The following is an 11,984-nucleotide window of genomic DNA, read 5'->3' as shown; positions in this document are numbered from 1 at the left end:
TTGAGGAGGGTTCTAATGGTGAGTATAGAACTCTTCTTTTTTATTCTTACAATATATTTTTATAGGAAAGCTAGAAGGGATGAAAAAATTGGACAATCAACATAACCAAAATCATATTATGGGAACTTTACAATGGCTTATATTTTTATTAGCAAATTCAATCGCACTACCAATTGTCGTTGGCGGATTATTTCATCTTACGACGGAAGAAATATTTTATTTAATGCAGCGTACGTTTTTTGTAGTTGGTATATCTTCTTTTTTACAAGGATGGCTTGGGCATAGACTGCCAATTGCGGATGGGCCGGCTGGATCTTGGGTTGGTGTATTTACCGTACTTGCTTATGCAACGGCCGGACAAGATCAATTACATAGTACACTGCAAATTTTAGAATTAGGAATGATAATCTCCGGTGTTATTCTAATAGGATTAGGAGTAACTGGTTTTATAGGACGTATTTTATTTTTATTTACGCCGCTTGTGACAGGGACGTTTTTACTTTTATTATGTTTACAATTAAGTGGTGTATTTTTAAAAGGAATGTTAGGAATTACAGCTACTATTTCTCAAATCGACGGATTTACAGCAATGATCGCGTTTAGTATATTTCTGTTCGTTATTATACTATCTAATTTTGGAAAAGGCTTTGTCAAAAGTTATGCAGTTTTAATAGGATTAATTAGTGGGTGGGTTATTTTTCTCATTGCAGGAAAAGTGACAATCCCATCTCAAGTAACTCATTTTGTGCAACTTCCACATATATTTGCTTGGGGACTTCCAAAATGGAATACAGGTATGGCTGTATCAAGTTTTGTTATGGTATGTATTTTAGTTTCGAATACGGTGGCAGCTATTATAGCAATTAATCAAGCAACTATTCATAAAGCGACTATTGAACAAAAACAGTTGAAAGATGGAACATGGGTTGGAGGGATTTCGCATATCATCTCTTCTGTATTTTCAACTGTAGGTGTCGTTCCGTTACCAGCAACGGCAGGATTTATACGTTTAACAAAACAAAAGTATATACGATCGTTCTTAATGGCATGTGCGTTACTAGTCGTAATGTCTCTTTTTCCAAGTATTATTCGTTACTTAGCATCTTTACCATCAGCTGTCGCATCGGCTGTTTTAATGGCTTCGTTCGTACAGTTAATTGGAATTGGATTTAATAATATAAAACAAGTGCCGATGAGTGAAAGGAATGTGACGATTTTAGGCGTTGCAGTATTATTTGGCAGCGGCGTTATGTTTTTACCGTCTGGAGCACTCCAATCCTTGCCGTCTGTTATGCAATATATATTCGGTAATGGTTTATTCGTAGGTACGGTTGTAAGTATATTGCTAGAACAAATATGGCGCGTTGGAAAGTAAGTGGATAAAAAGAGTGTACGCACTGTATAAAAGTCTAAAATAACATAGGAAATAAAGCCCATTTTCATTCACCACCTGCACATTTCGTTCATACAATATCTTGACTAAATAAACACCCAACTTACACATACACAGCTCTGGCTTAAGCAAGGAGGGTTATACCAGTTGAAGGAAAAAGCGTATCAATCTAAACCTTTACTCACAAAGAGAGAGAGAGAAGTATTTGAATTGCTGGTTCAAGATAAAACAACGAAGGAAATTGCAGGTGAACTTTTTATAAGTGAAAAGACAGTTCGCAACCACATCTCAAACGCAATGCAAAAGCTAGGGGTTAAAGGACGTTCACAAGCAGTTGTGGAGCTTCTTCGTATGGGAGAGCTCGAATTATAAGAAAGCAGCCGACTTTTATATAAAAGTCGGCTATTTTTTTGTTTGCTTCACTTGCTATATGAATGATAAAAACGTTTCATACATAAATAGGTAATAAGGAGGGGATATGTTGAAAAGGATACTGTTAGTTTCAACAAGTGCTCATGATATGAATGGACACCCGACTGGTTTGTGGCTTGAAGAGCTCGCAGCTCCTTATCATGTATTAAAAAAGGCTAAGTTTGATGTTGATATTGTGTCAATAAAAGGTGGGAGAGTACCTATAGATAGAGTGTCTATTCCGAATGGTATACCTCGCGAATTCAAGCATGTAGCTTCTTTATTGCAAAATACGAGGCCGATTTCAAATGTTCATTTTTCGGATTATGATGCGGTTTTATTTGGTGGTGGGCACGGGGCGATTGTAGATTTTCCAGGTAATCCATATGTAGCAAATTTGATTGAGAATATGTATAACAATAACCGGATTGTAGCGGCTGTTTGTCACGGAGTAAGCTCTTTAGTCGGTGTGAAAATAAGGATGGCTCGTTTTTTGTTGCGGGTAAGCGTATAACAGGTTATACAAACGATGAAGAAAGAGCTGTACATTTAGAAAAGCGCGTTCCGTTTTTGCTAGAAAGTAAGTTGAAAGAAGAAGGAGCTTTGTTTTATGTAGCCCCCAATTTTACGCCGCATGTAGTAGTAGATGGTCATTTAATTACAGGACAAAATCCACAGTCTAGCGTGGAAATAGGTAAGGCTATAAAAAGGGCTGTAAATAAATTATAGAAAAAATACCCGCTACTAACAAAGGTAGTGGGTATTTTTATCCCTCTATTTTCCAGGTAGTAGGACCGCGATTGGTGAGGGCTAATAATCAGTGGGGGATGAACAAAACTCCCACTGATTAAAGTTTCACTTTATTCTAAAATTCCCGCCTCAAAATTGGTTTGTAACCGTCCAGTTGGTAATAATTGATTATAGTTTTTTATGTATAGTATATGAAAATGTAATAAACTAAAAAGGCATAATGAGTATAATAACTTCATTTATAATCATTCGTGAATTTGCTATACTATTTTGTATGGACAAAAGGGGAGGCTCTTTTAAATGAGAAAAGTCGCATGTGCAAATACTTATATTAATAAAATAAAGCCCATTATTAGAAAGACAAGTTTTAGCCAATTGAAAATAGATGAAATTGCGAAATATATGGATATTAGTAAAGCTACTTTATATAAACGTTTTTCTTCGAAAGATGAAATTATTGAGGCGGTAGTAGAGGATTTCATGAACTATCTACTCGAAGGTGATGCGGATAATCAAGATGAAAGTATGTCATTTACAGAACGTTTCCAAAAGACGTTTATCCATTCTTTAAAATGTGTGACATATATTTCGGATGTTTTTTTGCAAGATTTGAAAGAAGCATATCCGCATTTGTCGGATCAATTAGTCGCTGCCCAACAAAATCGTAATCATAATTTGCAAATGTTTTTTGAAGCGGGTATGGAACAAGGTTATTTTAATAAAATGAATGCACAATTATTTATGGTACAAGATGATGTGATGTTAAGACGTATTATAGATCATTCTTTTTGTATTCAGTACGATATTACGTTAAAGAAAGCGATACTTGATTTTTATCAATTAAAGAAGTATCAACTTTTTAAACCAGAGTATATAGAAGCAATTGATGATTCTGAAATTGAAAAAGAAGTTATTGCTATTTTGCAAATGATTTCGTAAAAAAGCAGATCTCCCTTAATAGAGGAGAATCTGCTTTTTTAGTACATATTATTTTTGCAACTGCTTTAATACTAATTCGGCTACTGGACCACCTGAAGCTGGGTTTTGACCAGTGATAACACGATTATCTTCTAGAGCATAAGCTTCCCACGGTTGCGCGGCTTTTTCGTAAAGTCCTCCATTTTTAATGAGTTCATCTTCTGTTAAAAATGGAACGAATTGATCTAATTCAGCTAATTTTTCTTCTTCATTTGAAAAGCCTGTTACCTTCTTACCGCTAATTAAACGATCCCCATTGCTTAATGTAATATGAAATAAACCAGCAGCTCCATGACAAACGGAAGAAACAATTCCGCCGTTTTCATAAATATTGCGGCTAATATTTTGAAGTTCTTTATTTTCTGGGAAGTCCCAAATAACCCCGTGGCCACCTGCGTAATAAATAACAGCGTAGTCTTCTGGATTCACTTCACTTGGTTTCATTGTAGAACCGAGGCGATTCATAAACTCTTTCTTTTGATACCATTCCCAATCGATGCTCTCCGCCATTGCTAAACTATGTGGATCAATTGGTGTATAACCGCCTTGTGGACTGACGTAATCAACTTCGTAACCCGCTTCTTCTACTTTTTTTACGAAATGTACAGCTTCACCAAGCCAAAGTCCGGTAGCCCTATTTAAATTTGGATATTTTTCTACGCTTGTTAATACAACTAACATTTTTCTTTTCATCATAATCCTCCTATAATGTCTCTTCTATATAAAAGTTCTGTATGCGTTTCATTTTATTAAGTTAAAAAATGTAAATTTGAATAATCATGCCAGTCCTCCTTATATCGGCTTCGAAATTAGTGTATAATAACTTTTGAACAAAGTAAACTAAAAAGGTTTAATTAGTTTACTTTGTATATTTTTTCATTGACAAACTGTAATGCTGAAACTATGATAGTTCCATGAATATCGAACAACATACGTGTTTCGTTTCGAATTCAATTTACCCCGCATTAACGGGCAGTAAGACCCCCATCTCAAAATTCAGCGGAAGCAAAGAAGTTAGGTGGGGGTTGGGCTGCCTGTAAAAGCCCGATTGGTGAGGGCTAATAATCAGTGGGGGATGAACACAAACCTCACTGATTAAAGTTTCACTTTATCGCGCGATAAATTAGCAACTTTTACACATTTAATGAAGTTATTTAGTGGTGATACAACATTTAAATAACTTCATTTTTTTATCTATAGTTTGACAGTTTTAAAATTGCAATCAGGAGAGTGTTACACATGGGGAAAGATATAAGAAACCATTCGAAATGGTTTGTTTTTACATTATGTTTTATTGTTTTGTTAGGACCGATGAACGCTGTGTTATTTAATGTAGCGCTAGAGGATATTGCCAATGATTTATCAATTAGTCAATCGAAAGTAAGCTGGGTTGTAGTAGGGTATTCCTTAGTTGTCGGTATTGGTTCGATAATATATGGAAAGCTGGCTGATCGTTACAGTGTAAAAAGACTATTAATTATTTCTATTATCATATTTGTAGCTGGTTCTATTGTTGGATTTGTGAATCAATCTTATGAAATTATCATTTTCGCAAGGTTAGTGCAGGCGAGCGGGGGAGCAGCGTTTATTGCGCTTAGTATGATTGCGGTGGCGAAATTAGTTGCTCCAGCTAAAAAACCAGGTGCGTTAGCAATGATTAGTTCTTCTATTGCATTAGCGGTTGGTATTGGACCTTTAGTAGGTGGGGCAATTACAAATACGTTAGGGTGGCCGTATTTATTTTTATTTATGGTTATTTCAATGATTGGTATTTTCTTACTCGTAAAATTTATGCCAGAAGAGGCGCGACATACAGATGAAGTGTTTCGCTTTGATTTCATTGGAGCAGTTTTATTATTTGTATTGATTACGACCATTTTATTAGGAGTTAATATTAATAGTGGGCTTTTTGTGTTATCTGTTGTTTTTCTATTTTTATTTAAGGCTCATATGAAGAGAACAGAGTCGCCGTTTATTGATATTGAGTTATTTACAAATAAACCATTACTTCGTTTAATAGCGGTCGGATTTATCATTAATGTGGCGTTATGTGCTAGTTTATTATTATTACCATTACTGTTAGGAAGAGGACATGGATTGTCTCCATTCGTTATTGGAATTGTATTGTTTATTGCATCTCTCTTTGGTATTGTATCTAGTTTTATTACCGGAAAGATTATTCCTTCGTTTGGGAATGTGAAGATGATGTATGTAGCTTCTGTAGTTATGATCATTGGCTTTTTAATTTTAGGGATTATTCCGGACGGGAACTTACTCTTTATTTTATTTGCGGTTATTTTAACATTTATGAGTTATTCGGCAATTCAAGTATCATTAAACACATTTATCCCGAAAACATTAAATCCAGCTAAAGTTGGAGTCGGTCTTGGTTTATATAATTTAATTAACTTTTTCGGTATGGCATTTGGACCAGCTGTAGCGAGCAAAATTATGGAATCTACAAATAGTTATCGATTGAATTTTATTTTGATCGTCATTTTAATTGCTGCTCATTTCTTCTTATTAATGGGAATGTCTTCTTTTCAAAAAAAGATGGAGCAATGAATATGCACTTTATATAGAAGAAACCGACTTTCTTATAGAAGGTCGGTTATTTTTCTGTCTTGCAAATTACGAAAAAAAGGAGCAAAATAAAAAAGGTCCTAGTCTATACATGGGAAAATGAAAATTTTCATACAGAAGCATTTGAAGTGAGCGAACTTAAAGTGTGTAAAATATAATGATAAACATAAAAGATGATGAATGAGAAAACGGGTGATGAAGTTGAATAGAGCAATCGGTGTTATCGATTCAGGAGTTGGCGGTTTAACAGTAGCGAAGGAATTAATTCGTCAGTTGCCGAAAGAGCGTATCATATATTTAGGAGATACAGCACGTTGTCCTTATGGTCCACGTTCTCGAGAAGAAGTACGTCAATTTACGTGGGAAATGACAGAGCATTTACTAGATTTAAATATTAAAATGTTAGTTATTGCGTGTAATACAGCAACTGCAGTTGTATTAGAAGAGATGCAAAAACAATTACCAATTCCAGTAGTAGGAGTTATTCACCCAGGATCACGTACAGCTTTAAAAGTGACAAACACGTATCACGTTGGGATTATTGGAACGATTGGAACGGTGAAAAGTGGTGCATACGAAGAGGCGTTAAAGTCTATTAATAACCGTGTTATGGTAGAAAGTTTAGCTTGTCCACCTTTCGTTGAACTTGTAGAGAGTGGGAATTTCGAAAGTGAAATGGCGTATGAAGTTGTAAGAGAAACGTTGCAACCACTGAAAAGTACCGATATTGATACACTTATATTGGGGTGTACACATTATCCGATTTTAGGACCTGTTATTAAAAAAGTAATGGGAGATAAAGTGCAACTAATTAGTTCTGGTGATGAAACAGCACGTGAAGTAAGTACAATCTTATATCATAGTAAAATGTTGAATGAAGGAGAAGAACAAAGCGATCATCTCTTCTTAACAACAGGAAAAATAGGCTTGTTTAAAGAAATTGCATCAAAATGGTTCGGTCAACCGATTGAAAATGTGAAGCATATTCATTTAGAAAAAGAATAATAGTAGAATTTATATAAGTGAGCTCCTGAGAAATCAGGAGTTTTTGTTTTATCTTGCTATTTGCTGGGGAGTAAGACCCCTGTTGATTAAAGTTTCAATTTATAAGAGGCGCAGCTTGTTCTAAAACGTGAAACAGCTCGTATACATAATAGTACAAACTTAGATTTTAGGGGGGAATGGCATGCCTAAATCCACTTTTAAATGGGTTGTTGGTGCTACTGTGAGTGCTGTTTTACTAACAGGGTGTGGCTTTATAAATCAAGAGAAAGCAACTGAACAAATTGATCCGCCAAAACAAGTTACGTATACAGAGGGTGGGAAGAAAGAAGTAGCTAAAAAAGATAAGCAAGGGCAAATGGTAAATAGAGAACTATACCTTGTTGATAAAAATGGTTATGTTGTACCACAAACGTTAGCTATACCTACTCCGAAAGCAAATGAGACTGTGAAGCAAACGTTAGAATACCTTGTGAAAGATGGACCGGTAACGAATTTATTACCGAATGGGTTTCGTGCAGTCATTCCGGCGAATACAACGATGACCTTAGATTTGAAAAAGGACGGAACGGCAGTTATTGATTTCTCTAAAGAAATGAAAAACTATGCGAAAGAAGAAGAGCGTCAAATCGTTGAATCTATAGCTTGGACGTTGACGCAATTTACAGAGATAAAACAAGTGCAGTTCCAAATAAATGGTGAGAAATTGGCAAAGATGCCGGTTGGTGGTACACCGCTTGGTGAAGGAGTGAGCCGTGCAAATGGTATTAACTTCGATGATGAACAAGTAGCAGATGTAACAAATACAAAACCAGTCACACTGTATTTTATGGCGCAAAATAATAATAAACAGCAATACTACGTACCAGTCACACGCCGCGTTGCGGAAGGTAAAGAAAATGACTATGCAACAATTATAGATGAACTTGTAAAAGGTCCGATCCATCAATCGCTCCTGAATGATTTTAATCCAGGCGTTAAGCTTATTACGAATCCGAAATTACAAGACGGAAATCTTACATTAAACTTTAATGAAAATATATTTGTAAACCCAGATAAAAATATGATCTCAAATTACGTATTGAAGTCGTTAGTTTTATCTTTAACAGAAAAGAAAGGTGTGAAAAATATTTCTATTGAAGTGAATGGAAAAGCAAATCTTATAGATGAAAAGGGCGGAAAGTTAATAAAACCTGTAGATCGTCCAGAAAACGTGAATACAGGTAGTTTTTAATCGTCAATAATTTGATATACTTAAGTAAGAAAGAGGAATTGCTTTTTGGGTTCCTCTTCTTTTATTGTATACATATCATACATTTAAATTTGGCTATACTAACAAGTAGTTATGAGGAGGTTATTTTTATGCGAGTAGATGGTAGAGAGAAAACAGAATTACGCCATATACATATTCATACGAATTATTTAAAACATCCAGAAGGATCAGTGTTAATTGAGGTTGGGGATACAAAGGTAATTTGCTCAGCGACAATTGAAGAGCGTGTCCCGCCATTTATGCGTGGAGAAGGAAAGGGCTGGGTAACAGCTGAATATGCGATGATTCCACGTGCGACAGAACAACGTACAATTAGGGAGTCAAGCAAAGGGAAAGTAACAGGACGTACAATGGAAATCCAGCGCTTAATAGGACGAGCATTACGTGCGGTAGTTGATTTAGAAGCGCTTGGCGAGAGAACAGTTTGGATTGACTGTGATGTCATCCAAGCAGATGGTGGAACGAGAACAGCTTCTATTACAGGTGCATATGTAGCGATGGTATTAGCTTTCGAGAAATTATTACAAGCAGAAAAAGTATCTAAAATTCCAGTAAAAGATTATTTAGCAGCAACATCAGTAGGAATTGTTGAAGAGCAAGGTGTTGTTTTAGATTTAAACTATGCAGAAGATTCTAAAGCAGACGTTGATATGAATGTAATTATGACTGGAAAAGGTCAGTTCGTTGAAGTGCAAGGAACTGGAGAAGAAGCGACGTTTAGTAGAGCGCAGTTAAATGAATTACTTGATGCAGCAGAACAAGGCATTTTCCAACTGATTGATATGCAAAAAGAAGCGTTAGGTGACATCGTATCTCATATAGAGTAGAGGTGGAAAGTATGAAACAAGTTGTTGTAGCGACAAAAAATATGGGGAAAGTACGTGAATTTGCTGAGTTATTTGAGCGATTTGATTTAGAAGTGAAATCATTACACGATTTTCCTCATATTGAAGAAGTCGAAGAAACTGGTGAAACATTTGAAGAAAATGCGATCTTAAAAGCGGATAGTTTGAGTAGACAGTCGAATGCAATTGTAATTGCGGATGATTCAGGTCTTATTGTAGATGCGTTAAACGGGAAACCAGGCGTGTATTCAGCTCGTTTTGCTGGAGAGCCAAAAGATGATCAAGCGAATATTGATAAAGTTTTACAAGAATTAAATGAAATACCGTTTGATAAGCGTAAAGCTCGCTTCTACTGTGCATTAGCAGTAGCTTTCCCTGAAGGTGATAAAAAGCCTGTCATTGTAAACGGGACATGTGAAGGATTTATTTTAGAACAACGCCGCGGAGAAAATGGCTTTGGATACGATCCGATCTTTTATGTGGAAGAGTATAAAAAAGCAATGGCGGAATTAAGTTCAGATGAAAAAAATGCTATTAGTCACCGCGGACGTGCTCTTCGTAAGTTAGAAGAAAAAATCCCGGAATGGTTTTTAGGAGAATAAGGGAGAGAGAATGATGAAAGCTTTAATCGTAAGCGATAGTCATAGCTCTGTGAAGGAATTACAGCAGTTGAAAGAGAAGTATGAAGGGAAAGTAGATATCATGATTCATTGCGGTGATTCAGAGCTAACATCTGCTCATGAAGAACTGCAAGGTTTCCATGTTGTAAAAGGAAACTGTGATTATGCTAACTTTCAAGATGAAATTGTAACTGATGTAGATGGAATTCGCTTCTTAGTTGTGCATGGACATCGCCATAATGTGAAAATGACATTACAAACGCTAGCGTACCATGCTGAAGAAGTGGGAGCGCAAGTTGCATGCTTCGGACATTCTCACGTATTAGGTGCGGAATTAATCGAGGGCGTTTTATTTATTAATCCAGGCAGTATTTTATTACCACGTCAGCGTGTAGAAAAGACATTTGCTTTATTAGAAATGGATGAAAATCAAATGGAAGTTCGTTTTGAAACGTTAGACGGACAACTAGTTGAACAGGCAGTTTTTAAAAGAGGATAAGAAAATTTATCCTCTTTTAAAAAAGGTGTTGACTTTATGTGTGGTTATACATATAATAAATATTGTCGATAGGGCAACGGCGCTAACGAAGAAAAGAAAATAACATATGCGGGTGTAGTTTAGTGGTAAAACAAGAGCCTTCCAAGCTCTGGTCGAGAGTTCGATTCTCTTCACCCGCTCCATGTCCCAGTAGCTCAGCCGGATAGAGCATACGCCTTCTAAGCGTACGGTCGGGAGTTCGAATCTCTCCTGGGACGCTAAAAAAACCTTGTTATCTTTTGATAACAAGGTTTTTTGTTTGGGTTATAAGTGTAGTTCATGCTTAATATTTGCGACCTTTCCTTTGATATTAAGCAGTTGCATATGTACTTCTTTTTCTTAAATAAAAAGAGGACCATTTATGCGCCCTATTCCTCTTATTTAATTTAAAGAATCAATAGGTTTATGATGGAACTCAAATCCATATCCAGATTCTCTTAATTGTTTACTTACAATATTATAAAACTCTTTACCATTCTAGTACGATTGAGCAGCAGTTATCGGAACTTATCCCTGTGAGTGTGTTACAATTAATAGAAGCGGAAAACGAGAATCTCCAATTGACTGGACCTGTGATTGGTTAGATGGTTTAAGAAGGTCGTATAAAAAAGGGAGATGGCGCAAAGATGGCGAGATCAAATGAGAACGATTTAACGGAGAAATTGGCAGAAGGTCACCGAAAATATGGTGATGGCAATTTTACAGTACAGAACATCGGTGATGAAACTAACCCGAATTGGACTATCGTAAAAAATGTGAGGAAGGGATCGGCAGGCATTCGCGAAGGAGAAGATATATTAAGACTGCGATCAAAATATATAAAATAGTACGGAAATGGGCGGAGCGGGAGCTCGAATCTCTCCTGGTACGCTACAAAAACCTTGTTATCTTTTGATAACAAGGTTTTCTGTTTAGCTATTAATAAACTTCTCAAATACAAAACCATAATCTTTCACATTATATTGTTTCTTCGTATCAACAAGCCAGTTAAAGGCAATCTCGTTCATTTCTTTAAATTGCTCTGCTAAATTTACTTGTGCGTTTGAAATGCGGCTAAAGGCATTAGATGCCATATCTAAACTTTTATGTGCATATTGTAATGTAATATCGTTGTCGTATGAAATTTCTTCGATTTTAAGTAAAGTCTTATATAAATCTTTTAATTCTTCAATATGTTTTTTATGAACATCAATTGAGTAATGTTCATCGCCCATTTGAAACTTAATTTCTACATCTAAATCAATCGTTCCTGCAGTTTCAAGTGCTACGTTTTTAATTTGATATTTACTATAACTAAAGCGGCGTAGTGTACGTTTTTTACTTGTTGCGCTTGTACCGTCTAAGTGAATTAACCCTTTGTTTGTGAAGCAATATTCATCTGATTTCGATTTAATTAGAAAGTAAATTTTCTCCCCATCTTCATGCATTACATAATCATCGGCATCGACCTTATCATAGTCTTTAGGTGTAATAACAGAACCTACATCGCTTAGTCCTAATACATCTGCGGCCATTTTTTTAAACATATATAATCCCCCTTGTAAATTAAATTCTTAATTGTACAAAAATATATTAACATGATTTTCATCCT

12 protein-coding genes, 2 tRNA genes and 1 pseudogene are annotated in these 11,984 nt (G+C 35.7%); 13 read left to right on the top strand and 2 right to left on the bottom strand.

Translation table 11 applies throughout. From position 1 onward, the window contains the following. The first annotated feature begins 79 nt into the window (after positions 1-79). The 4 genes and pseudogenes from V6946_RS24060 (at position 80) to V6946_RS24045 (ending at position 3,493) form a co-directional block, all read left to right on the top strand. Positions 80-1,375 carry a purine/pyrimidine permease gene (locus tag V6946_RS24060; protein WP_336455929.1) on the top strand — a complete coding sequence of 432 codons (1,296 nt, stop codon included), beginning with the start codon at positions 80-82 and terminating at the stop codon, positions 1,373-1,375. A 165-nt stretch (positions 1,376-1,540) separates the two neighbouring features. Next, positions 1,541-1,765 carry a spore germination transcription factor GerE gene (gerE, locus tag V6946_RS24055; RefSeq protein ID WP_000659484.1) on the top strand — a complete coding sequence of 75 codons (225 nt, stop codon included), beginning with the start codon at positions 1,541-1,543 and terminating at the stop codon, positions 1,763-1,765. Positions 1,766-1,871: 106 nt separating this feature from the next. Beyond that, positions 1,872-2,533 (top strand): annotated as a pseudogene (locus V6946_RS24050) (type 1 glutamine amidotransferase domain-containing protein). A gap of 321 nt (positions 2,534-2,854) precedes the next feature. Next, the gene (locus V6946_RS24045) at positions 2,855-3,493 is read left to right on the top strand and encodes a TetR/AcrR family transcriptional regulator (RefSeq protein WP_001233006.1); all 639 of its coding nucleotides are present in this window, start codon (positions 2,855-2,857) and stop codon (positions 3,491-3,493) included. A gap of 48 nt (positions 3,494-3,541) precedes the next feature. On the opposite strand, the gene V6946_RS24040 is transcribed toward V6946_RS24045, so the two are convergent. Beyond that, on the bottom strand, positions 3,542-4,225 hold the full coding sequence (locus V6946_RS24040) for a type 1 glutamine amidotransferase domain-containing protein (RefSeq protein WP_000823848.1): 684 nt from the start codon (positions 4,223-4,225) through the stop codon (positions 3,542-3,544). 546 nt (positions 4,226-4,771) lie between these two features. Between V6946_RS24040 and V6946_RS24035 the strand changes: the two genes are divergently transcribed. From V6946_RS24035 to V6946_RS23995, 9 genes are all read left to right on the top strand, one after another. After that, complete coding sequence (locus V6946_RS24035) at positions 4,772-6,097, top strand: MFS transporter (protein WP_006921220.1); 1,326 nt, start codon at positions 4,772-4,774, stop codon at positions 6,095-6,097. Between the two features lie 213 nt (positions 6,098-6,310). Then, positions 6,311-7,120, top strand: coding sequence for a glutamate racemase (racE, locus tag V6946_RS24030; protein ID WP_000774005.1), 810 nt, complete (start codon positions 6,311-6,313; stop codon positions 7,118-7,120). 181 nt (positions 7,121-7,301) lie between these two features. After that, positions 7,302-8,351, top strand: coding sequence for a spore germination protein GerM (gene gerM / locus V6946_RS24025; RefSeq protein WP_001126748.1), 1,050 nt, complete (start codon positions 7,302-7,304; stop codon positions 8,349-8,351). 128 nt (positions 8,352-8,479) lie between these two features. Further along, a complete protein-coding gene (gene rph, locus V6946_RS24020) occupies positions 8,480-9,217 on the top strand; it encodes a ribonuclease PH (RefSeq protein WP_001261765.1) in 738 nt (245 codons plus the stop codon). 11 nt (positions 9,218-9,228) lie between these two features. Continuing rightward, positions 9,229-9,837, top strand: coding sequence for an XTP/dITP diphosphatase (locus V6946_RS24015; protein ID WP_006921224.1), 609 nt, complete (start codon positions 9,229-9,231; stop codon positions 9,835-9,837). 13 nt (positions 9,838-9,850) lie between these two features. Then, positions 9,851-10,354 (top strand): metallophosphoesterase, encoded by a 504-nt coding sequence (locus tag V6946_RS24010; protein ID WP_000645511.1) that lies wholly within the window; start codon positions 9,851-9,853, stop codon positions 10,352-10,354. Positions 10,355-10,462: 108 nt separating this feature from the next. Beyond that, positions 10,463-10,536: transfer RNA gene (locus tag V6946_RS24005), tRNA-Gly, on the top strand. A gap of 1 nt (position 10,537) precedes the next feature. Then, positions 10,538-10,611 (top strand) — tRNA-Arg (locus tag V6946_RS24000). A 408-nt stretch (positions 10,612-11,019) separates the two neighbouring features. After that, the gene (locus V6946_RS23995; protein ID WP_000124459.1) at positions 11,020-11,220 is read left to right on the top strand and encodes a hypothetical protein; all 201 of its coding nucleotides are present in this window, start codon (positions 11,020-11,022) and stop codon (positions 11,218-11,220) included. Between the two features lie 84 nt (positions 11,221-11,304). Here the strand turns inward: V6946_RS23995 and V6946_RS23990 are convergent, their stop codons facing one another. After that, positions 11,305-11,919, bottom strand: a complete 615-nt coding sequence (locus V6946_RS23990) for a PH domain-containing protein (RefSeq protein ID WP_366981631.1) — start codon at positions 11,917-11,919, stop codon at positions 11,305-11,307. Positions 11,920-11,984 lie beyond the last annotated feature (65 nt).

Source organism: Bacillus sp. PPSBB_2 (assembly GCF_045291115.1).
Classification (GTDB): Bacteria; Bacillota; Bacilli; order Bacillales; family Bacillaceae_G; genus Bacillus_A; species Bacillus_A cereus.
This window is presented reverse-complemented; position numbering and strand designations above follow the sequence as displayed.